Here is a 26263-nt window from a genome sequence, read left to right on the forward strand (position 1 = left end):
GTGTGCATGTCAGCGTTACGCGACGCGCTCCGGGACCTCCCGGACGCGGTGTTTGCGGACCTGCTCGAATCCGACGAGGGGTACGTGCTCGTCGTCGACCTCCCGGGCGCCACCGCAGAGACCACCGAGGTCCTCGCGGAGGACGGCCGGATCGCCATCGAGGGGCGCCGCGAGAAGGAGGTCCCCGAGGGGTTCCGCTACGTGCGCGAAGACCGGCCGCTGTTCCTCGACGCGGAACTCCCCCTCCCCGGCGACGCCGACGGTAGCGGCGCCGACGCCGAGATGGACCGCGGGGTCCTCGAAGTGACGATTCCCAAGCGGACCGGCGGCGCCTCCCGGACCATCCCGGTCGACGAGGCCGACGACACCAAAATCGACGGCGCCTGACGGGTGGTCACGCTGGTAAACCTCCGCTCCTACTGGCGGTTCTTCGTGGTCATGCGGCAGTTCTCGCCGCTGATCGTCGCCTACTGGCGGGACCGGAAACGGTACTTCCTGTTCGGCGGGGGCCGCGAGGTCGACGCCGATACCCAGCGCGAGCGCGCCGCCGTCCTCCTCGACATCCTGCTCACGCTCGGCCCCACGTTCATCAAGCTCGGCCAGATCCTCTCGACGCGGCCCGACATCCTCCCGCCGGCGTACATCGAGGTGTTGGAGGGGCTCCAGGACGACGTGCCGCCGGCCCCGTGGGAGGAGTCAAGGACCGTCCTCGAAGACGAGCTCGGCCCCGTCGACGAGACGTTCGACGACTTCGACCGAGAGCCGATAAGCGGCGCGAGCCTCGGGCAGGTGTACACCGCCCGGTACGAGGGGACCGACGTGGCGGTGAAGGTCCGCCGTCCGGGGATCGAGTCGCTCGTCGAGGCCGACCTCCGGACGATCCGGTGGTCGATCCCGCTGGTCAAGCGGTTCATCGGCAGCGGGCGGGCGTTCTCCCTGGAGAACCTCGCCGACGAGTTCGCGAAGACGATCCGCGAGGAGATGGACTACGAGCGCGAGCGGGCGATGCTCGAGGAGATCCGCGACAACTTCGGGGACGAGGACCGGATCCGGATCCCGACCGCCTTCGAGGCGGTCTCCGGGCCGCGCGTGCTCACGATGGAGTACATTCCCGGAACCAAGATCAGCGACATCGACGCCCTCGACGAGGCGGGGCACGACCGGAACGCCATCGCCGAGACGCTCCAAGAGGTGTACCTCCAGATGATCATCGAGGACGGCGTGTTCCACGCCGACCCCCACCCCGGGAACCTCGCGGTCGACGACGGCGGGGCCGTGATCTTCTACGACTTCGGGATGGCGGGGCGGGTGGACCCGTTCATCCAGGAGAAGATCGTCGACTTCTACGTCGCGGTCGCCCGGCAGGACATCGACGGCATCCTCGACACGCTGATCGCGATGGGTACCCTCTCGCCGGAGGCCGACCGCGAGGTGATGGGGAACGTGATGGAGTTGGCCATCGCTGACGCCAGCGGCGAGGACATCGAGCAGTACCAAGTGAACCAGATCATCGAGCAGGTGGAGTCGACCATCTACGAGTTCCCGCTTCGGCTCCCGCCGAACCTCGCGCTCGTGTTGCGCGTCGCCACCGTCGTCGAGGGGGTCTGCGTCACCCTCGACCCCGAATTCGACTTCATCTCGACCGCGACGGAGTACCTCAAGGAGGAGGGGTACTACGAGCAGACCGCCCGCAACCTCGCCGAGGACGCCGGACAGCAGGCCCAGAAGACGGCGGAGGCGCTGTTCACGGTCCCCCCGAAGGCCGACGACTTCCTCGACCGGGCGAACCGCGGCGACCTCCACGTCGACGTCACGATCGACGACGGTTCGAACGTCCTCGACAAGCTCGCGATGCGGATCGCCTACTCGGTGCTGCTCGCCGTCGGCGTGCTCTCCGCGACTATCCTCTACTCGTTCGCCGACGCGTGGCGGCTCGCGGGCGTCGTTCTCCTGCTCGCGGTCCCGCTCGCGATCGCGCTCTACCGCTCTTTCCGGAAGAAACGCGGGCTCCGGACCACCCCCCAGTTCACCAGACAGGGGATGAAGAAGCGGCGCGAGGACTAGATCCGCTGGCGCCGGGACCGCCCCGCCGACCTCACGCCGAAACGACTTCGATCGGAACGAGGAGGAAACAGAGCGCGCCGACCGCGAAGGTCACGATTCCAACCGCGAGCCGGGGCCATCCCACCCCCTCCTCGTCCGCGGGGTTCGCGGGACCGTTGAACGCGATCACGAGTGAGAACACGCCCCAGAACGCCCACAGCCCTACCGACTGATCGAGCCCGAAGCCGCGCCAGAAGTAGAGGTACGCGGCGATCGAGAAGAGGGCGCCCGGGACGAGCGCCGCGACCGTCTCCTGTCGCGGACCCACCATCGCCCGGACCATGTGGCCCCCGTCGAGCTGACCGACCGGCAGGAGGTTGAGCAGGGTGAAGAACATCCCGACCCAGCCGCCGATCACCACCGGATGCGCGGAGAGAGTCGGGTCCTCGTACGCCGTCGGCTGACCGGTGAGATCGGCGATAATCCCCAAAAGCGGCGGGTTGTTGAACCGGATCATCGTCCCCGACGAGTTCGCGATCTCGGCCGGGACCCGGATCGGATCCAGCGAGAGTCCGATCGCGGTGACGAGGACGGTCGCGACCAGCCCGGCTATCGGGCCGGCGACCCCGATGTCGAACAGGGCTTTTCGAGAGGGCATTCGCCCCCGCATCCGGATGATCGCTCCGAGGGTCCCGAAGGGGAACATAAAGGGGATGACGTACGGCAACGAGACGTCCACGCCGTGGTACCGGCCGGCGACGTAGTGGCCCAGCTCGTGGGTCATCAGGACGCCGAGCACCGCGGCCGTGAACGGCCACGCTCGCAGCATGACCAGCGGGTTCGCGGCGATCTCCTCCCACCCGATGTAGTACCAGCCGTACGCGCCGACGAACAGCGTGGACAGCACCGTCGCGGCGAACATGGCGACGTTGACCCACGGGATCCCGTCGCGACCGTGGTCGAAGGGCGTCGCGACGACGACGTGGCCGTTCTCGACCGCCTCTACGTCGACATCGTACCCGGCGTCGCGGAACCCCGGGACCAGCTTCCGCAACAGCGTGCGCTCCGGAATGTATGACTCTCCGACGTACCGAACGTGGCCGTCCTCCCGGCGGACCTCGTCGACCCGGAAGAACGTTCGGAGCGGCTCCGGACGCGGAACGTCGGACGTTCCCGACGGCTCCCCGTCCTCGTGTTCTGGCATCGTCGGTGGTAACTGGTCGGCGAGTATAAACCCCGCGTCGAGCGCTTCGCTCGACGGGGGCGCTTCGGGAGGGAGGCCGAACCGCGTGCCGATCGGCGGAGACCCCTCCGTCGGCGGAGAAGTGAGGACGGAGAGACCGGTCACCAGCGGGGAGGAGGCCGGGGAGGAGAGAAATCGGGAACGACGGTCGATGGGCCGGCCGTCAGATCGGCGGTGCGATTGTGGCCGTCAGATCGGCGGTGCGATTGTCAGTGTGTGAGTGCGGGGACGCGCGCGAACGCGCTGTTCGACATGCGGCGCTTCCGCCGGTCAGGCGGGCTCGACGCGCCAGGTCGTCGCGCCCGTGTACGACCACTTCTCGACGGTGAGCTCCGTGGCGGAGTCGCGGAGCTTCACCATCAGGGCGCCGATCTCCTTCGGCGAGAGGTCGACGTCCTCGGAGATGAACTTCCCTTTGAAGTACATCTCACCGTCCTCCGCGCGGTTGAGCAGGTACCGCTTCAGCCGCTCTTCCTTGCTGAGGTCGTTGGTTGCGGTCGTGGAGGGGTTCGCAGTTGCGCTCATGGTACACTCCTCGCTTGTCTCCGGAGGGTGTTATAAAGGCAAGACCGTTGAGGGGTGTTCAGCAGCTTTCATGGCGTTTCAGGAAACGGGGCGAGGGTAAAAGGTGTCAGACGAACCGTTCACAAGCGTTTTAAATTCGCTTAGACGTTTTATAACGTTCCGAAATGCTTCGTTTTGGATCGGTCGTGCTCGACCGACACCGGCTCGTTCGACGCGATGGTCCGCCGTGTACCAGCCAGAATCTCTTCATCGAGACGCTCAGAACCCTCGTCCGCGCGCGGTCGGTGCCCCGTTCCGAGCGGCGGCGGTGCCGCCGGCACCGCGCCCTCACCGCGACTACTCCCGCTGGTGGACCCAGAACTCCTCGGTCTCAGTGGTCTCCTTTTTGAATATCGGAACCTCGTCTTTCAGCCGGTCGATCCCGTCCTCGACCGTCCGGAACGCCTCCCGACGATGGCCCGCGAGGACGACGACGAACACGATGTCCTCGCCCGCCTCGATCACGCCCGTCCGGTGGTACATCCGGACCTCGAACACCCCGTCTCGCTCGGCCAGCTCGGCCTCGATGGCATCCATCCGCTCGGCGGCGACTCCCTCGTACTTCTCGAACGCGAGGTGGGTCGTCCGGTTGTCGTCCGGGGCGTCACGCGCTCGAACGCGCCCGGTGAACGTCGCGATGGCGCCGGAGCGGTCCGCGTCCGCGGACGCCTCCACGCGGCGCACGAGCGTCTCCCGGGTGATCCACGGCTCCGCGTCGGTCAGATCCGCGACGAGCCGGTCGAGGTCGACCTCGTCGAGACCGTCGGCGACGGCGACGACCGAACCGGGGACGTCCGCCGGCTCCGCGTCCGCACCGAGCAGGACCGTCGGGACGCGCAGGCGGGACTCGCCGACGGCGACGAGGTAGTCGTGATCGGGCGCGAGCCCGTCGAGGAGGTCGTCGAGCCCGTCGACGCGGCCGCGACCCGTCCACGAGCCGTCGGCGTGGAGCGAGAGCGTCGTGTCCGCGGTCGCCGCCGTTCCACCGTCGCCGTCGGGGTCGTCTCGTCTCACCGCGACACCTCCATCGGTCACCTCGGAATCGGCGGATCGGCGGACGCGCTCACTCTCACCCGCGCAGTCGACGACGGCCACCTGCCCGTCGAGCCGGTCCACGAGCGACCCCGCGAGGTCGGCCGCTCCAGGGCCGACGATCGATATCGGTTGCATACCCGAAGACGGGCTGCGAGCGGCTTAGGCGTTTCCCGGCGTGTCAGGGCGGACCGCGCTCGCGCCGCTATCCCTCCTCGCCGCCTGTCCCGCTTGATAATCCTTAAGACCGCGACAGGGGTATTCGACCGTAATGAGAGTCGTCGTTTCTATCGGCGGGAGCGTACTCGCGCCCGATCTCGATCCCGACCGGGTGACCGCGTACGCCGAGGCGATCGAGCGGCTGGCGACCGACGGCTGCGAGGTCGGCGTCGTCGTCGGCGGGGGCGGCGTCGCGCGCGAATACATCGAGACGGCGCGCAATCTGGGCGCGAACGAGGTCGAGCTCGATCAGCTCGGCATCGGGACGACCCGGCTCAACGCCCGCCTGCTCATCGCCGCGCTCGACGGCGGCGCGAACCTCTCGCCGGCGACGGGGTACGACGAGGCGGCCGCCGCTCTCCGCCGCGGGGAGGTGGCGGTGATGGGCGGCCTGACTCCCGGGCAGACCACCGACGCGGTCGCCGCCGCCTTCGCGGAGTCGGTCGACGCCGACCTGCTCGTGTACGCGACGAGCGCCGACGGCGTGTACGACGCCGATCCCAACGTCGACGACGACGCGACCCAGTTCGGATCGATGTCGCCGGCGGAACTCGTCGACGTCGTCCTCCCGATGAGCCGGAACGCGGGGGCGTCCGCCCCCGTCGACCTGCTCGCGGCCAAGCTGATCGACCGCGGGGGAATCCGGTCCATCGTCCTCGACGGCACCGACCCGAGCGCGGTCGTCGACGCGGTGCTCCGCGGCGAACACACCGGTACCGACGTGGTCCCGACCGGAAGCGACGAGCCGACCTACTGGACGGGGGCGAGCGACGCGTGAGCGCCGACGACTCCCCCCACATCCTCTCCGAGCAGGCGCGAGAGGCCGGCGGCGCGGCGGGCGCCGCCGACGAGGGCGACGAGGACGACGGTGAGGGGTTCCGCGCCTTCTGGGCCGACGTGGTCGCCGACGAGATCGAGGCGCGCGACCCCGACGAGCCGATCGTGATCAAGGGCGGCGTCTCGCCCTCGGGGGTCGCGCACCTCGGCAACTTCAACGAGATCATCCGCGGGTACTTCGTCGCGGCGGTGCTGCGCGAGCGGGGCCACGAGGTCCGCCAGGTGTTCACCTCCGACGACAAGGACCCGCTCCGAAAGCTACCGCGGAAGCTGGCCAACGCCGACGGCGAGATCGTCGGGCTCGGAGAGGTGGACGCGGGCGCGCTCGGCCGGAACCTCGGGAAGCCGTACACCGCGATCCCGGACCCGTTCGGCGAGCGCGACTCGTACGCCGCGCACTTCGCCGCCCTGCTGAAGGCCGACGCCGACCGGCTGTCGATTCCGGTCGAGATGGTCTCGAACACGGAGCTGTACGCCGACGGCGCCTTCGACGACGTGACTCGAACCGTCCTCTCCGACCTCGACGGCGTCCGCGAGGTGCTCTCGAAGTATCAGGACAAGGTCGACGGCGAGTACGTGCCCTTCAATCCGGTGTGCGCCGAGTGCGGGAAGATCACGGAGACGGTCACGAGCGTCGACCTCGACGCCGAGACCGTCGAGTACGTCTGCACGGACATGGAAGTCGGCGACGAGGTGATCGACGGGTGCGGCCACGAGGGGACCGCGACGTTCCGCGAGGGGAAGCTCCCGTGGCGGCTGGAGTGGCCCGGCCAGTGGGACGTGCTCGGCGTCGACTTCGAGCCGTTCGGGAAGGACCACGCGGAGGGGTCGTGGCCCTCGGGCGTCGACGTGGCGCGGAACGTCCTCGATAGCGAGCCGCCGGTGCCGATGGTGTACGAGTGGTTCACGCTCAACGGCGAGCCGCTCTCCTCGTCGGCCGGCAACATCGTCACCGTCCCCGAGCTGCTCGAACTGCTCGAACCCGCGGTGCTCCGGTACTTCTTCGCGCTCCATCCGAAGAAGGCGCGCGACCTCGACGTCGAACGACTCGACCAGCTCGTCGACCGCTTCGACCGGTTCGAGCGCGCGTACTTCGGCGAGGTCGACGACGAGGACCTGACCGCCTTCGCCGAGCGCGCCTACCCGTTCGTCGTCGGGCGCGCGGACGACCCGCCCGCCGAGAAGCCCGTGCGGCTCCCGTACACCTTCGCGGCCGTGCTCGGCATGGTCGACGACCCCGCGTTCCGGGAGCGACTCGCCCGCGACGAGGGACACATCCCCGACGACGCCTCCGACGAGACGGTCGAGGCCGCGCTCGCCCGCGTCGAGAAGGCGCGGAACTGGGCGGAGCGCACCGGAAACGAGTACGACTACCGGCTCCAGACGGACCTGCCAGACGTGGACTTCGACGACGCCGTCGCGGCCGCGCTCGACGACCTCGCCGACTTCGTCGCGGCCGGCCACGACGGCGACGCGATCCAGTCGGAAATGTACGAGACGGCCCGTTCCCACGACGTGGAGGTGAGCGACTTCTTCGCCGCCGGCTACCGGCTCTTCTTCGACGACACGCAGGGACCCCGGCTCGGGGAGTTCCTCGGCGAACTGGAGCGCGACTACGTCGTGGCGCGGCTCCGCCGGGAGGCGTAGATGCCCGAGGACCGCTCGCTCGACGAGTTCGGGGGGGCGGAGGGGAACAGCGGAACCGACGACGCCGGGTCCACCGACACCGAACCCACCGAAACCGGCCCCGACGACACCGAACCCACCGAAACCGACCCAGCCGGTGCCGCTGACGCGGACTCGTCGTCCGCGGAACCGGACGGCGACGACGTCGTCACCGATCCCGATCCCGCGACCGCGACGGCGACGTGGACCGCCGGCGGCGCCGACTGCGAGCGGTGCGGCGACCGCGTCGAGCGGCGCTGGCTCGACGGTGGGGACCGCGTTTGCCCCGACTGCAAGTCGTGGTGATTTGAATCAAAACTTAATACGAAACGGGGTCAGTCGTTAGTTACGATAACGAGCACCTGATGTGTAGTTGGAGATAAATGAGATTGGAATCCGACCTCGTCTTGGGCCGACCCCCGCGGGAGCTCGCCGCCGCGTACTTCTGTCTGGGGACGCTGTTCGTCGTCGCGGCCGACCTCGCGGTGGCGTCCGCGGTCGGGTCGCTCCCGAGGTGGACCCCCGTTCACGTCGTCCGCGGGTGGACACTGGTCGCCGTCTCGTCGGTGGTCCTCTACGGCGCGACGACGTATCAGAAGCGTCGGGCGGTCGCCGCTCGGAGCGAGCTCGAAACGTCGAACCAGCAGTTGCAGGTGTTGAGCCGGGTGTTCCGTCACAACGTCCGGAACGACCTCAACGTCATTCAGGGGTACACGGACCTGCTCGTCGACCGGGTCGACGACGAGCGGAGCCGGGAGTGCCTGGAGACGATCCGAGAGACGACCGACGACGTGATCGAGATCAGCGAGAAGCTGCGCGTCATCGAGGACACGTCGCCAGCCCCCCCGGACGGGCGGGTCGACCTCGTCGACGTGGTCCGTGAGGCGGCCACGAACGTCGATCGCGCGGACGTCGCGCTCACCGTCGACGCGCCCGCCGAGGCGTGGGTCCGCGCGGACGAGTCGATCGAGTACCCGATCCGAGAGGTGTTCGAGAACGCCGTCACGCACAACGACGAGTCGGTGCGCCGGGTCGACGCCCGCGTCACCGAGAACGGGTCGACGGCCTGCTTGGAGGTCCGCGACAACGGCCCCGGGCTCCCCGACGACGAGCGAGCCGTGTTGCGCGCCGAGGAGGAGACGCCGCTGTCGCACGCGAGCAGCATCGGGCTGTGGCTCGTCAAGTGGATGTGCGAGACGCAGGGCGGAACCGTCGGGTTCGAGACGAGCGACGACGGGACGACGGTCAGACTCCGGTTCGAGTCGGTCGACGGTCCGGCGGCGCCGACGGAAGGAACGGACAGCGGAACGGCGAGCGGGATCAAAACGAGCGGTTTGGGCGCGGAAAGGAAGGCCGACCCGGGGGCGCGAAGCTAGTCGAGTTCCGTGATCGTCACCGCGTACACCGCGCCGCAGTTGCCGCATTCGACGTGGACCCCGCGGCTCGTCTCCCCGCGAGTGAACTCGGAGATCTCTTCCGAACACGAGCACTCGAACTGGACTTTCATCAGTTCCAGTACGTCGTTCCGGTATTTAAAAGAATCCGTCCCAAAATCGCGTCTGAAAATCGAGGCGAGACGGTCGGAAACGCTCGGCGTCTACGACGGTCAGTCGTCGTCGACGATCACTTCGACCGGCTCGTCGCTCGCGTCCGCGTCGTCGTCGGACGCTCCGGCGGCCCCGGCCGACTGCGTCTGCTGGTAGTAGAGCCCGCCGGCGACGGCGAGGACGATCCACGACCGCCAGTTCGCGAGGTTCAGCGTGTAGCCGATGCCGAACGGCTTCTCGACGAGCATTCCCTCGTCGGGCTGCCAGTACGACGAGAGCAGCCGGCCGAGGCTCGGCCGCTCGAAGTTGTACGGGATCCCGAGTATCTCTCCCGAGGACGGTTTGTCTGCCATACCGGTACATCACTCGCCGGGCATATAAAGCGTGGCGCAACTCCGCGTCGTTCGTCGTCCGCCGACGACTCACCGGTCGACTCCCGACCGCTCACCGGTACCGTCCGCGTCCCTCCACGTCGCGAAGCCGTTCGAGAACGTCGTCGTCGCCCACGGCCGCGTACCCGGCCTCGAACGCCTCGATAAGCGGGTCCGGGTCGGTCGCGGTCGCGCGGACGGACCCCTCGAACACGTGGAGGTCCATCGCGTGGTCCTCGACGTGGCCGGTGTGGTAGGCGAGCCCGAAGTCGATGAGCGCGGCTCGGTCGGCGGTGTTCGTCGCGCGCCTCGTTTCGCTCGCCGCCGCCGAGCCCTCACCGGCCGCTTCCGCTCCTACCCGCGCGTTCCGCGTGGTCGGGTCCCCGTGAACGATCCCCGCGTCGTGGAGCCGAGCGAGGTGGCGACCGATCGACGCCGCGCGCTCCCTCCCCCCGTCGAGGGCGGCGGCGAGGTCGCGGTCACCGACGTGTTGGAGGGTCAGCGTCGCGTTCGGCACGTCGGCGTCGTACACCAGCGGCGTCGGCACGCCCGCCCGGCGTGCCTCGCTCGTCAGCCGGGCCTCCGCGACGGTTCGGTCGCGCCTGAGCGTTCGGTCGAGCGTGGGATGGCGGTACGCCTTCGGGACGCGGCGTTTGATCACGCGGCGGTCGGCGGGACCTCCACCAGTGCCGTCTTCCGAGACGATCGCTACCGTCGCCTCGGCGCCCCGCCGATCGGCGTCCGTCTCGACGCCCTCCCCTCCGGGAGCGCGTCCGACAGCGACCGACTCGCCGCTCCGCCACGTCACGGGCACCTGATCCGGGCGGAAGTTCGGGTCGATCGCGGATCGGGGAATGGGGATCGTGTCGCCGGCCTCCGCCATCTTCGCTCCCAACACGGCGATCATCCCGGCGTTGTCGCGGAGAAATCGCGGCTCCGGGGCGTGGAACTTCGCGTCGCGGGCCGCACACATCGACGCCAGCATCTCGCGGAGCCGATCGTTCTGCGCGACCCCCCCGCCCAACACGAGCTCGTCGGCGCCCGTCAGCGAGAGGGCGCGCTCCGAGACCTCGGTGAGCATCGCGAACACGTGCTCCTGCAGCGAAAAGCAGATCTCCTCGACGGGGACCCCGTCGTCGTACGCGTCGTTGGCGGCGGAGCTGATCCCGGAGAAGGAGAAGTCCATCCCCTTGACGACGTACGGGAGATCGAGGAGGTCCTCCGAGCCGTCGCTCTCCTCGACGTACCGCCGCGCCGCCGCCTCGACCTTCGGCCCGCCGGGATGGTCCCAGCCGACGTGGCGCGTGAACTTGTCGATCGCGTTGCCGACGCCGGCGTCCATCGTCTCCCCGAGCACGCGGTAGCGCCCGTCGTGGTAGCCGAGCAGGTGGGCGTTCGCGCCGGAGGCGTTCAGACACACCGGGTTCTCGAAGCCAGAGCGATGGCGGCCGATCTCCAGATGGGCGACCATGTGGTTGACGCCGACGAGCGGCACGTCAAGCGCCCCCGCGAGCGCCCGGGCGGCGGTGCCGACGGTGCGGAGACAGGGTCCGAGTCCCGGACCCTTCGAGAACGCGACCGCGTCGATCGCGTCGGGACCGTGTTCGGCCTCGGCCGCGGTCAGCACCGCGTCGACGACCTCGGGGATCGCCTCGGACATGTGTTCGGCGGCCTCGCGCGGGTGAATGCCGCCGCTGTCCGGCTCGTACGGGTTCGATTCGATGAGAACGGAGTCCGTCTCGGCGTCGTACAGGGCGGCGCTCGCGCACCACGCGGTTCCCTCGATGCCGAGAACGCGCATTCAGCGAGCGTTAGGCTTCCTCGGCGTCCGCCTCGCCCTCGCCGCCGATCTTGTTGCGTTCGAGCATGTACTCCTGCTCGACGTCGAGTGCGTCCTCTGCGCTGTCGTACACCTTCGCGTAGCCGACCGTCTTGCGCATGCCGAACTTCGTGTCCAGCTCGTGGACGACGACCTCCTCGGAGGCCTTATCGAGCTTGGCCGCGAGCGAGTCGCGAACCGACAGACGAGAGGGCGTCGCCTCCTCGTGAGTCGTCTCGAAACGGATGTCCGTGCGGTGCAACATCGGGTTCTCCTCCTCGGAGATGATATCGACGTCCATGGTTCAGTTAGGCGTATATCCCCTCGAAAGCTGTAAAAGGATTTCGAAGCGGGGGTGCCGTCGAGATCCGGATTTCGGTCGCCTCCGTCCGGGTCTCACTGGTCTTCGTCGGGGACACGACCGAGCGCCTTGTAGGCCGCCTCGACGTCGCCGTCGAGCGCCTCGAACAGCTCTCGCGCCTCCGTACGGGACTCGGGGGTGACCGCGACGCGGACCATCCCCTCACCCGGCTGGCCGTAGACGACGCTCGCGCCGTCTGGCGCGGCGAGGATCGCCGGCAGAGCGGCCAGATCCTCCTCGCCGGCCACCTCGATAATGACCGGTTCGACGTCGGAGAGCGCCTCGGCGAGCGCCTCGAGCAGCTCCGCCGACAGCGACGCGGCGGGGTTCTCCACCGAGATCCGGCGGTCGTCCGCGGCCGCGAGCGCGGACTCGATCGCCGCGTCGACCGCCTCGCGCTCGGTCTTCCCGTCGATCAGCGCGACGTCGGGGACGCGGCCCGCCTCCCGCAGGTGGTACGTGACCACGTCGCCGACCGCGATGAGGGGGGCGTCGGGCGCGGCCCGCTCGCCGCGGGTCTCCGCCGCGCCCGCGAGCAGTTCGTCGGCGTCCGACGTCACCGGACCGAGCGGCTCCTTAAAGGCGTCGCGCAGGGAGTCGGGGAGTGTAAGCATGGGTGAGGTAGTGGTTGAAACCGTAAACCGTTGCCGCGAACCGCCGCCCTACCGGACCTTCAGCGCGTACGAGCCGGGCTTCGTGACGTTCATCTCCTCCGCGATCTGGCTCTCCTCGGGCTGGGTGATGATGACGTAGCCCGCCCAGTCCTCGGTGAGCGACGACGACCCGCAGTGCTCGCAGGTCTGGGAGTCGGGGTCGTTGACGTGGTGGCACTCACGGCACGCCAGGCGGTCCTCGGCCATCAGTCGGCCTCCTCACCGGTCTGTTCGCGGTGTTGGCGCTGACCCTCCAGCCACTCGTGCTTCCCGAGGCCGGGCTGTTTCGCGGTGAGCCCGATCTTCGAGTCGCGGGGGTTGCGCTCGTCGATGCTCTTGGTCACCACGCGCACCCGGACGGCGTCGTCGACGCCGAGGGTCTTGTCGGAGTCCGAGGAGGCGAGCTGCTGGTTCGCTCCGTCGAACGTGAGGTACTCGTCGGTGATCTGCGAGACGTGCAGCAGGCCGTCGACCGGGCCGATACCGACGAAGGCGCCGAACTCGACCGTCTCGACGACCGTTCCGTCGGCGACTTCCTGCATGTCGGGGTCGTACGTCAGCGCGTCGAACTCGGCCTCGTAGTAGACGCCGGGTCGGTTGTGTAACACCGCCCCGTCGCCGATGTCGTGGACCTCGATGACGCTCACGACGCTCCCCACGTCCTCGTCCATTCGTCCTTCCAGTTTGTCCTGCAGCAGGGCTTTCACCCGCTCGTCGGTGACGTCCGCCAGGTGTTTCGGCGGTACCTCGACCGTATCCTTGAGTCGAACTCGTTTGTACATATTCGTTGGTTGTCCGCGTCCGCTAGGGTTCCGTTATCGCCAGTGTGTTCCGACCCCTTAAACCGATTACTGGTGCGCCCGCCTCCAGCACCCGGTTCGCCAGCGGTCGATCGTTGGTGACGACGCCGTCGACCCGACCCTCGGCGGCCAGCTCGACGAGCGCGTCGTCGGCGTACGATTCTGCCGTCTCCACCGCCTCCGCCCGCGTCGCGAGGTCCGCACCCACGCTCGCCGCGGTCGCCGCCTCGCCGTTCCCGCCTTGGAGCCGGTCCAGCTCCGACACGACGGCGGTCGGGACCACGGCGTCATAGCCTCCGAGGAGCCGATCGAGCTCCTCGAACAGCCGCAGGTCCGCTTCGACCGGCGCCATCAGCGCGCTCGCGTCGAGCGCGACGACCGGAGCGCCGTCGGGACCGTCACCCGTGAGGCCATCGGTAGGGGCGTCGCCCGCGGGAGCCGACTCCGATCCGTCCGCGCGGGCGTCGTCGGTCACGCTACGACAGGGTCCCGACGCCGATGAGTCGCCAGCGCGCGCCGACGCGCCGGTTGATCGCGATCTGTGCGCCCTCCTCGGCGCAGACCGGCCGTTTGAGGCTGACCTCGCACTCGCCGTCGCGCGCGCTCGTCACCGCGCCGACCGTCGTCGCGGTGCCGACCGTGAGCATCAGGGGCTCGCCGGTGTTGATGTCCTCGATGTCGCTCTCACCGCTCTCGTCGTCCTCCTTCCCGACGACGCGGTCGAGGAGGTCGACCTGCATCTCGAACTCGTTGCGCGTCGGCGGGAGCGTCCCGGGCTCGCCGGCGACCTGCCCCGCGAGCGCGTCGCCCTTCGTCAGGCTCGGGTCGAGCCCGGTGCCGACGCCGAGCAGCCCGCCCGGCCGCGCGGACTCCACGTCGCTGCTGCCGGCCTGTAGCGAGCGCACCGTGGTTTCGAGGGGGCGCCACTCCGTCTGGCCCTCCTCGTCGACCTCGCGGCCCGGTCGGATCTCCAGCCCGTCGCCGACGGACAGCTCGCCGCTGACGAGCGAGCCGCCGACGACGCCGCCCTTGAGGTCCGCCGCGGTCGCGCCCGGACGGTTGATGTCGAACGAGCGGGCCGCGTACATCCGGGCGTTCTCGCCGGGATCGCGATCGGGGGTCGGGATCTCCGTCTCGATCGCGTCGATGAGGAGGTCCATGTTGACCTCCTGTTGCGCGGAGACGGGGACGATCGGCGCGTCCTCCGCGACGGTGCCCTCGACGAACTCCTGTATCTGCCGGTAGTTGTCGACGGCGCGGTCGCGGTCGACCAGATCGACCTTGTTCTGCGCGATGACGATGTTCTCGATCCCGATGAGATCGAGCGCCATCAGGTGCTCTTCCGTCTGCGCCTGCGGGACGTCCTCGGTCGCGCTCACGACGAGCACGGCCCCGTCCATGATCGAGGCGCCGGAGAGCATCGTCGCCATGAGCGTCTCGTGGCCGGGCGCGTCGACGAACGAGACCGTCCGGATCGGCTCGCTCTCGGAGCCGTCCTCGCACTCCTCGTCGACGGTGTAACACTCGGGCGCGTCGACGCCGGGACAACGTCGGAACGTCGCGTCCGCGTACCCCAGCCGGATCGAGATGCCGCGTTTCATTTCCTCGCTGTGCTGGTCGGTCCACGAGCCGGACAACGCCTGCACGAGCGTCGTCTTCCCGTGGTCGACGTGACCGACGAGACCGATGTTCACCTCCGGTTGTGTGTTGGCTTCAGTCACTGTTGGACCTCCTAACGGAGTAGTCTTACCGGAAATTCGCTCCGTGCGAGTGATAAAGTTGCTGTTATAGTGGCGCCCGCGGCGTCGACGACGGCGGACGCCCGAACGGGAAGAGCGACGAAACGATACGTAAACCGATGAGCGCAGCCCAGAGGTCTATTTATAAATGTGCGACGCGGGGCGGTGGCGCGCGCCTCCGAGCGCCCCGTGGGCGCGAGTAGTGAGGGACCGAAGGTCCCTCTGACAGCCGGCGGCGAAGCCGCCGGCGAGGAGCGCGTGCGAGGGAGGCGGCGGACCGGCGCGGCGTCGCCCGCGCCGGTCTGTCCGCCGAGGCTGGGGAGGCGTGAGGCCGCGGTGGCGGTGCGGGCTGGGGCTTTGTGGGTATTCGGCGTCGAGTCACCGATCTCAACCGCTTATAAACAAATCCCGGCGTCGCCGGCGTCGTCCGACGCCGATTTACGCCTCACGCATCAACTCGAAACGTAATGGGATACGCGTGCCCCGTCTGCGAGACGCCCCAGCGCGACGGCGAACACCTCGCGCATCACCTCGCGTTCACGGCGATGTTACACGGCGGCGACCACGAGGCGTGGCTCGACGACCACGTCTCCGACTGGAGCGATCGGGAGCCCGCGGGGCTCGCGGCCGAGGTGACGCCCCACGCCGAAGACGCCGAGTACCACGAGGTGTTCGAGGACACCGTCGATCGCGGGCGCCCCGACGTCGACCTCGGGGCGCACGACCACGTGGGGCACGACCACTCGGGACACACCCGCGCGGATCGCGCCGGTCACGACCACGCCGCGGGCGGCGGCCCGGGCGCGGTCGACTCGACCGGCGAGACCGATCCGAAGGTGGCCGAGGCGATCCGCGAGGCCCGCGAGATGGCGCGGGAGGTGAGTGACGACGAGAACGACGAAAGCGACCCGAGCAACAGCGACGACTCCGACGCCGCCGACGACCCGTCCGCGTAACGGAACGCCCTTTTCAGTCGACGGCGAACGGCGGGTATGGACACCAGAGGGACGTTCGCCCCGGAGACCCGCGCCGACGCGCTCGAACGCTACGAGGAGGTCGGGCCGGTCGCGCAGGTCGTCGTCCGCGAGGCGACGAAGGCGATGTCGTTCGACGCCGACGAGTACGACGAGCGGGTCACGCCCGAGGTGATCCGGACCGCGCGCGACGCGACGTTCGCAGAGCTGCTCGCGGTCCACGTCGGCGAGGGCGGGGAGTTCGACGAGTGGCTCGCCGACAGCGAGTTCGACGAGGGCGACGTGGTCCGGATCGGGTCCGACAACGTCGACAACGTCGTGTGGCACCCGATCCCCTTCGCCGACACCGTGATCGCGGCGACGTATCAGGAGGAGCCGGACGCGGCAGCCAGCACCCTCCGCCGGAACGCGTTCGGGCGAGTGTACCGCGAGGAGTTCTACGAGTCCGGGCGGTAGGCCGGTTCAGTTACAACCCACACAGCCGCCGCTTTCGGACGAGAAAACGGGAAAAATTCGAGGCCGCGGACGGAACGATGGCCGCCGACCGAGAGATCGTCAGCTACAACGAGGTCGTCGACGCCTAGTCGAGCGTGCCCTGAGTGACGAGGGTGTCGTCCTCCAGGTAGTGCTCGATGTGGTGGCCGTGTTCCTCGACGCCCTCGAGGATCTCGCGGAGCTGCTCCTCGGTGGCGTAGTCGCCGAGGTTGTTGGCGAGTTGGATGTGCTCGCGGAGCTGCTCGATGATGTCGCCGAAGATCTCTAGGTCGTTCTCCAGCGACGTGCGGATGTCGTAGGCGTCGGCGTCCTCGGGGCTCACGGGCGCGTGTTCCTCGTAGTTCGCGCCGCCCGAGAGCGGGACACCACCGAGCGCCTGCGCGCGTTCGGCGATCACGTCGGCGTCCTCCTCGAGGTCCGCGGCGACCTCGCCGAGGTACTCGTGGATGTCGTGGAACTCGGCTCCCTCGACGAGCCAATGGTGCTTTTTCACCTGATGGTAGAGCACGTACGTCGCCGCGAGGTCGGAGTTGAGCGCGTCGACGAGCTGTTCGGCTTTCTCCTCCGGGATACGCAGCGCTTCGCTTTCGTGAACGTCGCCGTACCGTTGGCGGGCCTCTTTCTGGGTGCTCATAGCTACTTCGACGTACGCGCGCGACCCACTTAACTATTCTTACTTTAGAAAGATAAATTCCAGACATTGAAAAATATCTTCTGTATTTTCGATAGTAGGGGGGTACTACCGTCGACTCCGTCCGGAAGGGAAACGTCTTAATGGACAACGCGCGCAGTTCTGGGTATATGAGCAACGGCGACGACGACCCGGCCGACGCCTCCGAGGGGGCCGACGCCGCGGACAACGCGGAGGAGGCGGGCGGCGCCGGCGAGTCGACGGACGCGGCCGCCGCGCCCACGCTTCCCGACGAAGCGACCGAGGAGTCCCTGAACGAGTACCTCGACGACATCGAGGCGCTTCTCGACGACGCCGAGACCGAGGCGGACCTCGACGACATCGAGGCGCTTCTCGACGACGCCGAAGAGGGGCTCACCGGGGCCGATCTCCCCGAGCCGGACGAGGACGACGAGGACGCCGACGACCCGCGCGGCGACCTCGAAGACCGGATCGCGGAGCTCCGTGACGGCGTCGAGGAGGCCCGCGGCCCCTACGCCGAAGACGTGATCGACGCGATCGAATCGGCGGCTTCGACGCTCGAAGACACCGAGTGGACCGCCGCCGGCCGCGACGACGCCGCGGACGCGGTGGTGGCGTTCGTTGACGCGGCCGCGGACGCCGTCGACGACGAGGTCGACACGGACGATCTCGACCGGGACACCATCGATACGGACGAACCCGACGCGGATGCCGACGACGCGGACGCCGACGGTACCGGCGGTGACTCCCTCGACGATTTCGTCGCCGCACTCGACGCGGTCGCCGCAGCGGTCGCGGACGCCGGTCTCGACCCCGACGACGACGCTGAGACGATCGCGGCCCTGCTCGATGCGACCGACGGGCTCGAAGCGGGGCTCGACGACGCCGAGGAGTGGGACGACCTCGAAACGCACGAGCAGCTCCGCGCGCAGGAGTACTACGACGTGCTCGGCCACTACAAGGACTACCCGGTCGAGTGGGCCGCGCTGAAAGAGCACGAGACGCGTGACAACGTCGACATGATCCTGCTCGCGCTCGACTCGCTGCAGTCGGACTTCATGGAGCGCCACTGTCTCGAGGCACTCGAACGCATGGGGAAACGCGGGAAAACCGAGGCCTCGGTCGAGGAGCTGCTCGGCCGCGCCGAGAAGCGCGACCAGCCGGCGATCCGGATCCTCGGCAAGATGGCGGCCGAGGAGGCGACGGAGACCCTCGTCGAGTACGTCCCGGAGGACTCGAACCCGCAGCTCCAGAAGGCCGTCTTCAAGGCCCTCGGCGAAATCGGCGCCGCGGAGGCCGTCCAGCCGCTCGCGAACCAGCTCGACCCCGAAGGTGACACCGACAGCCTCGTGCGGCCCCACGCCGCCCGGGCGCTCGGTCTGATCGGCGACACCCGCGCGATCGACCCCCTCGCCGACGCGCTCGCCGAGGACGACTCCGACGACGTCCGTGCCGCCGCCGGCTGGGCGCTCCGCCAGATCGGCACGCGCGAGGCGCTCGAAGCGGTCGCCGAGTACGGCGACGAGCACTCCTTCATCGTCTCCACCGAGGCCGAGAAGGCCGAGCGCGCGCTCGACGAGGCGGCGCCGACCGCCTGACGGCCACACGCCGTTCGGTCGACTTTTTTTAATCCATACCGCGGGCAGACCCCTCGTGTCGCCCGTATCATTCCATCCCGGAAACGAGTCTGTCACGGGTGTCGTCGCGGTCAAGAGCGTCGTCGCCGTCGCGCTCGGGCTGCTCGTCCTGACGACCGCCGCGCCGGTCGGGGGTACCGCCGCGCCGGTCACAGGTGACACCGCGTCGACCGCGGGTGACGCGGGCACCGACCTGAAGGTCGGCGGGACCGACTCGGAGCCCGGCGTCGCGCAGTCGAACGACGGCCCGGAAAACCGGACGCTCGTAGCGATGGAGCCGCGGATCATCGAGCTGTTCCCGAACCCGACAGCGGTGGAGAACCGCGGCGAGTACCTCGTCGTCCGGCTCCCCGAGCGCGGGAACTGGTCGCTCTCCGACGGCTACTACGAGGCGAGGATCCCGGCGAACGCGAGCGGCGTCGTCGCGCTCTCGATGGACCCCGCGAACACGACGCCCCTACTCGACGACGGGACCGCGGTCGCCGGTAGCGGCGGCGTCGGCGAACCGGAACTCCGCGCGCTCGACGGCTACTTCCCGCTCGCTGCATCCGGCGATCGGGTCGAGCTCCGCCGAAACGGGACGGCGGTCGCCGTGGTCGACTACGACCGCGCACCCGAGGGGCACCGCTGGCGAGCGGACTGGGGAGAGTGGCGACCGCGGGGGTACGACCCGCGACCCGCGACCAGAACGGAGAACGCGACCGTGACTCCGTTCGTGCTTCCGGACAGTCCAGGGATGCCGGTCGAGCCGCTGCGCGCCGCCGATGACCGTCTGCTGCTCGCCGGCTACACCTTGGGATCCGAGCGCGTCGCCGACCTGCTCGTCGCCGCCGCCGATCGCGGCGTCGACGTGCGGGTCCTCGTCGAGGGGTCCCCGGTCGGCGGCTTTTCCGCGCGGAGCGCGCGGCTCCTCGACCGGATCGCGGCCGCCGGCGTCGAGGTCCGCGTGCTCGACGGAAACCCCGAACGGTTCCGCTTCCACCACGCGAAATACGCCGTCGCCGACGACCGCGCGATCGTTCTCACAGAGAACTGGAAGGCGTCCGGTACCGGCGGACAGACCAACCGGGGGTGGGGAGTGACGACGGACGGATCGACGGGTGAAACGGGTTCCGAAACCACCGCAGACGACCTCGCTGCCCTGTTCCAGGCGGACGCCGCGGCGTCCGACGCCCGGGCGTGGTCGTCGTTCCGGACCGACACCGAGTTCCACGAGTCGGGGACGGCAAACGAGTCGTATCCGGCGCGGTTCGAGCCGCCAGCGGCGACGACGGCAGATGTCGAGCTTCTGACGACTCCGGGGAATGCCGCCGATCGGTTAGTCGAGCGGATCGACGCCGCCGACGACCGCGTGTTAGGCGTGGTCCCGCGGACCGGTGGGCCGGACAACCGGATCGTCCGCGCGCTTCGCCGGGCCGCAGACCGCGGCGTCGACGTTCACCTCCTGTTGTCCGGTGCGTGGTACGACCGCGAGGAGAACCGGGCGCTCGTCGACGAGCTCGCCGACGAGCCGATCGAAGTGACCGTCTCCCAGCCGCGGGGACGATTCGGGAAGATCCACGCGAAGGGGCTCGTCGTCGACGACACCGCCGTCGTTGGAAGCCTCAACTGGAACGAGGGCGCGGCGACAGAGAACAGAGAGGTGTTACTCGCGATCGAAGACGGATCAGTTGCAGACTTCTACGCTCGAGCGTACGCGGCGGACTGGCGCGGCGGCGGGGTTCACCTGCCGATCGGGTTACTCGGAGGACTGGCGACGGCCGCCGTCGGCGCCGGCGCCGTCGCGCGCCGGGAGGTGGCGTTCGTGTGAGGCGACACGGCAGCCGAACGGCCGTTCGGGGCCGCGTCAGTCGTCGATCGCGACCGTCGACGAAAGCGATTCGTCGATCTCCGCTTCGGCCATCTTCTCGACGAGGGCCTCGATGACGGCGCCCCGGCGACCCTTCACGAACTTGATGGAGCCGACGACGAGGTGGCCGCCGCCCGAGACGCCCGCCTCGGGAAGCTCCTCGTTCAACTCGGTCACCATGTTCGGGATGTCGAGCCGGACGCCGTCGGACCGGAGCACGCAGAAGTCGGGGCCGTAGCCGATTGTGATGACGGGGTCGCCCGTCTCCTGCACGCGGGTGTCGTGAAGCTCGCCGGTCGTCTTCCCGGGCGCGGGGTAGGTGAACCGGTGGGCGTACTCGTCGAGATCGATGCGGTAGAGGTGCGCGCCGGAGGCGAGCCGCTCGTGTTCGACGTGGTCGTCGACGGCATCGAGCTGGCGGTCGACGTCGCGTTCGGCCCGTTCGGAGAGGAATTCGACCAGCTCCTCGTGCCGGGCTTCGTCCTCACAGCCCACGTTGAGAGCGTCGTTGACGAGCGTTTTCCCCTCGGAGTAGCGCAGCCAGTGGGCGGCGTAGTCGAGTGCCTCGCCGATATCGAACAGGTCGGACTCGTCGTAGCCGGCCTCCTGTGCGAGCGCGATATAGTCGTCCATCGCCTCCGCCTTCGAGCGGTCGGAGAGCCCGGCGACGGCCGGGACGTGCTCCAGCTCCTCGGTGATCGACGGGTCGATTAGCCGGGCGAGCTCGACGCACATCATCCCCGTGGTGACCCGGTAGTCCTCGTCGTGGAGGTACGGGTTGACGTGCGCGTCGAGCAGCGGCTCGACCGCCTCGGGGTCGGGGTGGTGGTGATCGACGGCCGCGATGGGGATGTCGTAATGCGCGAGGTTCTCGTAGGCGGGCACGTCCTCCTCGGTCGACCCGTTGTCGAGCATCAGGAGGAAGGGGAGCTTCTGGCCGTGGCGGGCTCGGCCCTCCAGCGCGAAGTTCAGGTCGCGGGTCACGTCCTCCATCTCGTAGTACGGCGCCTTGCTCGGGAGCCGCTTGAACAGGTGCCGGGCAGCGTCCGGGTCCTCGTGCACGTCGCGGACGAAGTTCTCTAAGGCGAGCTGCACGGGAATCGCGGCGCACATCCCGTCGCCGTCGGCGTGGTGCCGGACGCGGATCGGGCGACCGGCGAGCACGGTGCGACGGAGCAGCCGCGCCAGCTCCCGGAGGTCGTCGTGGATCGGCTCGAACGCCTCCCACTCGACGAGCGGGTCGACGTCGGCGGGTGCGGCGCGCTCGTCGAGAGCCGTCTCGAAGCGCTCACGGGCCGCAGTCGCCCGCTCCTCGGGGAGTCGCTTCAGCGAATCGACCTCCAGCTGGAGGGCGTTCTCGCGCGTTTCGATCGTCCCGCTGACGTGGACCATGTCGCCGACCTCGACCTCGGGGTACGCCCGGACGCCGGCCTCTTCGAAGGCGGCACAGGAGACGACGCCGGAGGCGTCCGCGACGGCGAATATCGTCGGGCCGCCCGTCTGTTTCGCCTGGACGACCTCACCCTCGACGGTGACCTCGTCGCCGGGAGCGAGCCCGCGGACGCGGGAGACAGACGGTTCGTGGGCGACGGCCTCAGTGCGGTAGTCGTCGAGACTCTCGTCGTCGAAGGCCACGTCGCCGTTCTCTTTCACCTCGGTCAGCCGGACGACCAGCCGGTCGCCGACGGCGTAGTCGTCGGCGAGGTTCGACTCGTGGACGAGTCCCGAGAGGGCGTCTGAGACGTCGACGAAGATCCCGTAGTCGACGACGCCGTTGACTTCGGCGTGGTACAGCGCGTCGACCTCGGCGTCTTCGAGGGTGCAGTCCGGTGCCAGATCGTAGACGGTCGGCCGGTCGTCGGCCGCCCCCTCCGCCCCGTCGGCGTCGAGTTCGGGGCTCGAATCGCCCCGCGTGCCGGAATCCCCGGCGGTGTTCTCGCTCATAGAGACTCATCGGGAACGGCCGGTGTTAAGCCTGTTCTCTCGCGTCTCGGGCGTCGTCCGGTGCAGAGCGCCGGCAGCGATGACGGCAGGCCGGCGCCGTCCGCCCCGCGGTCCGGAATCCATATGGGGCGACAGTGCCTCCCGTCGCGTATGCGACTGTTCCGCTCGGACGAACTCCTCGGGATCGCCCGGGAGACCATGGAGTTCGTCCTCGAGGCGAGCGAGGAGAGCCACCCCGACGAGTACATGGGGTTCCTCCGCGCGGACGACGCCCGAAAGCTCGACCTCGACCGGGACGGACAGGTGATCACCGACGTGCTCGTCATCCCGGGGACGGAGTCGAACCCGACGAGCGCCAGCGTCCGCACCCACATGAAGCCGAACGACATGCGCGCGGTCGGCTCGGTCCACTCCCATCCGAACGGCGCGCTTCGACCGAGCGACGCCGACCTCGCGACGTTCGGACAGGGGCGGGTCCACATCATCGTCGGCGCGCCCTACGGGTGGGGGGACTGGAAGGCGTTCGACAACGAGGGAAAGCAGACCACCCTCGACGTGCTCGACGTGGAGGTCCCCGACGAGCACTTCTTCGACTTCACACAGGAGGACATCGACCGCGAGATCGGCGAGGAGCGACGGGACGGCGGCGGCTTCCTCTCGTGGTTCCGATGAAGCGGGTCGTCGCGCAGGGGACCTTCGACCTGCTCCACCCCGGCCACGTCCACTACCTGGAGGACGCGGCGGCGTACGGCGACGAGCTTCACGCCATCGTCGCCCGCCGCACCAACGTCACGCACAAGCCGGCGCCGATCCTCTGTGCCGAGCAGCGCCGCGATATGGTCGCCGCGCTCGACGCCGTCGACGAGGCCCACCTCGGCCATCCGGAAGACGTGTTCGTCCCGATCGAGCGCCTCGATCCCGACGTGATCGTGTTGGGCTACGACCAGCACCACGACGAGGCCGACATCGCCGACGCGCTCGCGGAGCGCGGGATCGACTGCCGGGTCGAACGCGCTTCGGGCCGCGACCCACGGTACGAGGACGAACTGCTCTCCAGCGGCGACATCGTCGAGCGGATCCTGGAACGGCGTGGCCCCGACCGCGACGTCGACCGTGACCGGCAGAACAGCGATCGGCCCCGCGACGAACGGAGATAGCGACCGTTCCAGAACGACGAACGCGGGCGGTACGGTGAAGCGCGGAACATATATGGATCGGTTCCTAAGACTCTCCAAGTGACGATACCCGATCGATTCCCCGCAGTCCTCGTGGCGGCGGCGATGGGCGTGTACCTGCTCATCGTCGTCGGCGCGACCACCTCTCTCACGGAGGCGGCGACCGCCTGCGGCGGCTGGCCCGCCTGCGGGAACGGCGCCGAACTCCCGACGGCGACCGAGGGCTGGATCGCCCTCGGCCACCGCGTTCTCGCGGTCGTCGTCGGCCTCCTCGTGGCTCTCTCCGCTGCGCTCGCGTGGCGGGACGGTGCGAGCCGCCGGACCCGGACCGCGCTCACTCTCGCCCTGACCGTGTACCCCGCGCAGGCCGGCGTGGGCGCGCTCGTCGCGGTCGGCGGCCTCCCGTCCGCGCTCGGCTCCGTGCACCTCCTCCTCGGCGTGGCCATCTTCGCGGCCGTGCTCGCCGGGCTCGCGTGGTGGCTGGAGGCCGAGACCGGTGACCCGAACGACGCTCCCGTCGACTTCGAGCCCGGCACCGACGACCTCCCGCCGATCGAGGAGGCGCCCGATCCGGACGTGCCGACCGCGGCGGTCCCTCGGCTGAGAGCGACCGCGGCGGCGTACTTCCGGCTGATGAAGCCGCGGCTGATGTGGCTGCTCTGTCTGGTCGCCGCCGCCGCGATGGCGCTGGCCGGCGGCGCCGGGTTCACCCCTCGCGTCGTGACCGCGACGCTCGTCGGCGGCGCGCTTTCGATCGGCGCCTCCGGTACGTTCAACCACGTCCTCGAACGCGACGTGGACAAGCGGATGCAGCGCACGAACGACCGCCCGCTGGCGACCGACCTCGTGCCGGTGTCCCACGCGCTCGCGTTCGGCGGGTTCCTCACGCTCGTCTCGGTGGGTCTGTTCTGGACGGTGAACCTGCTGACGGCAGCGCTCGGGCTGGTCGCGATCGTGTTCTACAGCGTCGTGTACACGCTCATCCTGAAGCCGAACACGGTGCAAAACACCGTGATCGGCGGGGCCGCCGGCGCGCTCCCGGCCCTCATCGGCTGGGCCGCGGTGACGAGTGAGATCGGCGGCGGCGGGCTGTTGCTCGCCTTAGTCATCTTCCTGTGGACGCCCGCGCACTTCTACAACCTCGCGCTGGCCTACAAGGACGACTACGAGCGCGGCGGCTTCCCGATGATGCCCGTGGTCCGCGGGGAGACGACGACGCGCCGGCACATCGTCTGGTACCTCGGCGCGACGCTCGTCGCGGCGGTCGCGCTCGCGGCGGTCGCCGAGCCGCTCGGTGCGCTCTACGCCGTCGTGGGCGTCGCCGTCGGCGCCCTGTTCCTCTGGACGGTCGTCCGGCTCCACTACGAGCAGACCGAGGGCGCGGCGTTCCGCGCGTTCCACGCGTCGAACGCCTATCTCGGACTCCTGCTGTTCGCCGTCGTCTTCGACGCGCTCGTGGTCTGAGCGGTGTTTCGGCGAGGCGTCGGAGGTATCGTCGGTGATAGCCGGGGCGGCGTGGTTTATATAGCTTCGCGAGAAAGCCAACGCAGTCGAATGAATTGCACGTCGAGCGCGGCCGTACGCTCGCTGTGGCCCGTCTGGGGACTCAGCGTCGTACTCCTTCTCTCGCTCGTCGCTGAAGCCGCGACCGTCTCGCTCGGACTCGTTCCCGTCCCGGGCGGCTACTGGGTGGGTTTTCTCTCCTCGATACTGGTCGTGTTCGGCGTCGGGTACGTTGTCTACTGGATCTCGAGGGCCGATCTCTCGACCGGCCGGTACCAGCGGATCAACCGCTGGTGGGTCGCCGGCGGGGTGGGGTATCTCCTCGTCAACATCGGGTTCATGGCGGCGCTACCGACGGAGTCCGCGTTTCAGGTGTTCGGCTGGATCCGCTGGGCGATCGGTTTCGGCGGCGGTATCGGACTGCTTATCGGCCTGTTCGAGGCGAGAGCGATCGAACGCGAGGTCACGGCGGAGCGGAGCCGGGTCCGACAGGCCGAACTCCGTCGAGAGCGGGATCGGCTCGAAGAGTTCGCGAGCGTCGTGTCACACGACCTTCGGAACCCGCTCAACGTCGTCCACGGGCGGGTCGACCTCGCCCAGCAGGCGCATCCGGACGACGAGCATTTGGCGGCGGTCGAGCCCGCTCTCGATCGGATGGACGAGATAATCGAGGAGACGCTGACGCTCGCCCGCGAGGGGAAGATCGTCGACGACGCCGACAACGTCGATCTCGCCGAGTGCGCGCGCGAGTGCTGGTCGCGCGTGGACACGGCGGACGCGGCGCTCCGCGTGAACGGATCGATGACTGTGCGGGCCGACCGCGACCGGCTGTCGCACGTCTTCGAGAATCTCCTCCGAAACGCGGTCGAGCACGGCGGGAGCGACGTGACCGTTCGCGTCGACGCGCTCGACGGGGAGAACGGGTTCTACGTCGAGGACGACGGCGTCGGCATTCCGGAGGGAGACTTCGATCGGGTGCGCGAGACCGGGTACACGTCGTCGACCGACGGGACGGGGTTCGGCCTCTCGATCGTGGACCGGATCGTCGAGGCGCACGGGTGGGAGCTGCAGATCGGTGACGGGGACGAGGGCGGTACGCGGTTCGAGATCAGCGGCGTCGACCGGGGATCGTAGAGAGCGG

The 26263-nt window shown here is 69.0% G+C and carries 28 protein-coding genes; 14 read left to right on the forward strand and 14 right to left on the reverse strand.

Annotation, left to right across the window (positions count from 1 at the left end; genetic code table 11):
• Positions 1 to 6: 6 nt before the first annotated feature.
• Together FGL94_RS12625 and FGL94_RS12630 are read left to right on the forward strand one after the other, a co-directional pair.
• Entirely contained in the window at positions 7 to 387 is a 381-nt protein-coding gene (locus FGL94_RS12625; protein ID WP_144925778.1) for an Hsp20/alpha crystallin family protein, read from the forward strand.
• Between the two features lie 3 nt (positions 388 to 390).
• The gene (locus tag FGL94_RS12630) at positions 391 to 2064 is read left to right on the forward strand and encodes an ABC1 kinase family protein (RefSeq protein WP_144925781.1); all 1674 of its coding nucleotides are present in this window, start codon (positions 391 to 393) and stop codon (positions 2062 to 2064) included.
• 31 nt (positions 2065 to 2095) lie between these two features.
• On the opposite strand, the gene FGL94_RS12635 is transcribed toward FGL94_RS12630, so the two are convergent.
• The 3 genes from FGL94_RS12635 to FGL94_RS12645 all read right to left on the reverse strand — a co-directional run bounded on the left by FGL94_RS12635 (position 2096) and on the right by FGL94_RS12645 (position 5020).
• Positions 2096 to 3247: a site-2 protease family protein gene (locus FGL94_RS12635; protein WP_144925783.1), complete on the reverse strand. Its 1152-nt coding sequence runs from the start codon at positions 3245 to 3247 to the stop codon at positions 2096 to 2098.
• Between the two features lie 309 nt (positions 3248 to 3556).
• Positions 3557 to 3811, reverse strand: coding sequence for a DUF7123 family protein (locus FGL94_RS12640; protein WP_144925786.1), 255 nt, complete (start codon positions 3809 to 3811; stop codon positions 3557 to 3559).
• A gap of 336 nt (positions 3812 to 4147) precedes the next feature.
• Positions 4148 to 5020, reverse strand: coding sequence for a molybdopterin synthase (locus FGL94_RS12645; RefSeq protein WP_144925789.1), 873 nt, complete (start codon positions 5018 to 5020; stop codon positions 4148 to 4150).
• 133 nt (positions 5021 to 5153) lie between these two features.
• Between FGL94_RS12645 and pyrH the strand changes: the two genes are divergently transcribed.
• From pyrH to FGL94_RS12665, 4 genes are all read left to right on the forward strand, one after another.
• Positions 5154 to 5879, forward strand: a complete 726-nt coding sequence (pyrH, locus tag FGL94_RS12650) for a UMP kinase (protein WP_144925792.1) — start codon at positions 5154 to 5156, stop codon at positions 5877 to 5879.
• Positions 5876 to 7585: a lysine--tRNA ligase gene (gene lysS / locus FGL94_RS12655; RefSeq protein ID WP_144925795.1), complete on the forward strand. Its 1710-nt coding sequence runs from the start codon at positions 5876 to 5878 to the stop codon at positions 7583 to 7585. The genes pyrH and lysS overlap by 4 nt, the downstream gene beginning before the upstream one ends.
• Positions 7586 to 7909 carry a DUF7573 domain-containing protein gene (locus FGL94_RS12660; protein WP_144925798.1) on the forward strand — a complete coding sequence of 108 codons (324 nt, stop codon included), beginning with the start codon at positions 7586 to 7588 and terminating at the stop codon, positions 7907 to 7909.
• A 77-nt stretch (positions 7910 to 7986) separates the two neighbouring features.
• Positions 7987 to 8979 (forward strand): sensor histidine kinase, encoded by a 993-nt coding sequence (locus FGL94_RS12665; RefSeq protein WP_144925801.1) that lies wholly within the window; start codon positions 7987 to 7989, stop codon positions 8977 to 8979.
• Here FGL94_RS12665 and FGL94_RS18835 read toward each other — a convergent pair.
• The 9 genes from FGL94_RS18835 to FGL94_RS12705 all read right to left on the reverse strand — a co-directional run bounded on the left by FGL94_RS18835 (position 8976) and on the right by FGL94_RS12705 (position 14875).
• A complete protein-coding gene (locus tag FGL94_RS18835; protein WP_006114415.1) occupies positions 8976 to 9110 on the reverse strand; it encodes a hypothetical protein in 135 nt (44 codons plus the stop codon). The genes FGL94_RS12665 and FGL94_RS18835 overlap by 4 nt on opposite strands.
• 99 nt (positions 9111 to 9209) lie before the next feature.
• A complete protein-coding gene (locus FGL94_RS12670) occupies positions 9210 to 9503 on the reverse strand; it encodes a DUF5808 domain-containing protein (protein WP_144925804.1) in 294 nt (97 codons plus the stop codon).
• Between the two features lie 91 nt (positions 9504 to 9594).
• Positions 9595 to 11322, reverse strand: a complete 1728-nt coding sequence (locus FGL94_RS12675; RefSeq protein ID WP_144925807.1) for a bifunctional N(6)-L-threonylcarbamoyladenine synthase/serine/threonine protein kinase — start codon at positions 11320 to 11322, stop codon at positions 9595 to 9597.
• Positions 11323 to 11332: 10 nt separating this feature from the next.
• Positions 11333 to 11641: a 30S ribosomal protein S24e gene (locus FGL94_RS12680; protein ID WP_144925809.1), complete on the reverse strand. Its 309-nt coding sequence runs from the start codon at positions 11639 to 11641 to the stop codon at positions 11333 to 11335.
• Positions 11642 to 11736: 95 nt separating this feature from the next.
• A complete protein-coding gene (locus tag FGL94_RS12685) occupies positions 11737 to 12315 on the reverse strand; it encodes a GTP-dependent dephospho-CoA kinase family protein (RefSeq protein WP_144925812.1) in 579 nt (192 codons plus the stop codon).
• Positions 12316 to 12363: 48 nt separating this feature from the next.
• A complete protein-coding gene (gene spt4 / locus FGL94_RS12690) occupies positions 12364 to 12561 on the reverse strand; it encodes a transcription elongation factor subunit Spt4 (protein ID WP_004047158.1) in 198 nt (65 codons plus the stop codon).
• Positions 12561 to 13136: a DNA-directed RNA polymerase gene (locus tag FGL94_RS12695; RefSeq protein ID WP_008007806.1), complete on the reverse strand. Its 576-nt coding sequence runs from the start codon at positions 13134 to 13136 to the stop codon at positions 12561 to 12563. The genes spt4 and FGL94_RS12695 overlap by 1 nt, the downstream gene beginning before the upstream one ends.
• A gap of 22 nt (positions 13137 to 13158) precedes the next feature.
• Positions 13159 to 13629 carry a PIN domain-containing protein gene (locus FGL94_RS12700; RefSeq protein WP_144925815.1) on the reverse strand — a complete coding sequence of 157 codons (471 nt, stop codon included), beginning with the start codon at positions 13627 to 13629 and terminating at the stop codon, positions 13159 to 13161.
• 1 nt (position 13630) lies between these two features.
• Entirely contained in the window at positions 13631 to 14875 is a 1245-nt protein-coding gene (locus FGL94_RS12705; protein WP_144925818.1) for a translation initiation factor IF-2 subunit gamma, read from the reverse strand.
• Between the two features lie 485 nt (positions 14876 to 15360).
• Between FGL94_RS12705 and FGL94_RS12710 the strand changes: the two genes are divergently transcribed.
• A complete protein-coding gene (locus FGL94_RS12710) occupies positions 15361 to 15849 on the forward strand; it encodes a DUF5810 domain-containing protein (protein ID WP_144925821.1) in 489 nt (162 codons plus the stop codon).
• 36 nt (positions 15850 to 15885) lie between these two features.
• A complete protein-coding gene (locus tag FGL94_RS12715) occupies positions 15886 to 16323 on the forward strand; it encodes a DUF5809 family protein (RefSeq protein WP_144925824.1) in 438 nt (145 codons plus the stop codon).
• Between the two features lie 124 nt (positions 16324 to 16447).
• Here the strand turns inward: FGL94_RS12715 and dpsA are convergent, their stop codons facing one another.
• Complete coding sequence (gene dpsA, locus FGL94_RS12720; protein ID WP_144925827.1) at positions 16448 to 16996, reverse strand: DNA starvation/stationary phase protection protein DpsA; 549 nt, start codon at positions 16994 to 16996, stop codon at positions 16448 to 16450.
• A gap of 167 nt (positions 16997 to 17163) precedes the next feature.
• Between dpsA and FGL94_RS12725 the strand changes: the two genes are divergently transcribed.
• Together FGL94_RS12725 and FGL94_RS12730 are read left to right on the forward strand one after the other, a co-directional pair.
• A complete protein-coding gene (locus FGL94_RS12725) occupies positions 17164 to 18612 on the forward strand; it encodes a HEAT repeat domain-containing protein (protein WP_144925830.1) in 1449 nt (482 codons plus the stop codon).
• A gap of 55 nt (positions 18613 to 18667) precedes the next feature.
• Positions 18668 to 20461 carry a phospholipase D-like domain-containing protein gene (locus FGL94_RS12730; protein WP_241659173.1) on the forward strand — a complete coding sequence of 598 codons (1794 nt, stop codon included), beginning with the start codon at positions 18668 to 18670 and terminating at the stop codon, positions 20459 to 20461.
• Between the two features lie 36 nt (positions 20462 to 20497).
• Here the strand turns inward: FGL94_RS12730 and FGL94_RS12735 are convergent, their stop codons facing one another.
• Positions 20498 to 22444 (reverse strand): DHH family phosphoesterase, encoded by a 1947-nt coding sequence (locus tag FGL94_RS12735; protein ID WP_144925832.1) that lies wholly within the window; start codon positions 22442 to 22444, stop codon positions 20498 to 20500.
• A 150-nt stretch (positions 22445 to 22594) separates the two neighbouring features.
• Here FGL94_RS12735 and FGL94_RS12740 point away from each other — a divergent pair, with 150 nt between their 5' ends.
• The 4 genes from FGL94_RS12740 to FGL94_RS12755 all read left to right on the forward strand — a co-directional run bounded on the left by FGL94_RS12740 (position 22595) and on the right by FGL94_RS12755 (position 26256).
• Positions 22595 to 23116: a Mov34/MPN/PAD-1 family protein gene (locus FGL94_RS12740; protein ID WP_144925835.1), complete on the forward strand. Its 522-nt coding sequence runs from the start codon at positions 22595 to 22597 to the stop codon at positions 23114 to 23116.
• Positions 23113 to 23601 (forward strand): adenylyltransferase/cytidyltransferase family protein, encoded by a 489-nt coding sequence (locus FGL94_RS12745; protein ID WP_186313408.1) that lies wholly within the window; start codon positions 23113 to 23115, stop codon positions 23599 to 23601. The genes FGL94_RS12740 and FGL94_RS12745 overlap by 4 nt, the downstream gene beginning before the upstream one ends.
• 78 nt (positions 23602 to 23679) lie before the next feature.
• On the forward strand, positions 23680 to 25083 hold the full coding sequence (locus tag FGL94_RS12750) for a heme o synthase (protein WP_144925841.1): 1404 nt from the start codon (positions 23680 to 23682) through the stop codon (positions 25081 to 25083).
• A gap of 90 nt (positions 25084 to 25173) precedes the next feature.
• Positions 25174 to 26256: a sensor histidine kinase gene (locus FGL94_RS12755; RefSeq protein ID WP_144925844.1), complete on the forward strand. Its 1083-nt coding sequence runs from the start codon at positions 25174 to 25176 to the stop codon at positions 26254 to 26256.
• Positions 26257 to 26263 lie beyond the last annotated feature (7 nt).

Source organism: Halorubrum salsamenti (genome assembly GCF_007671685.1).
Classification (GTDB): domain Archaea; phylum Halobacteriota; class Halobacteria; order Halobacteriales; family Haloferacaceae; genus Halorubrum; species Halorubrum salsamenti.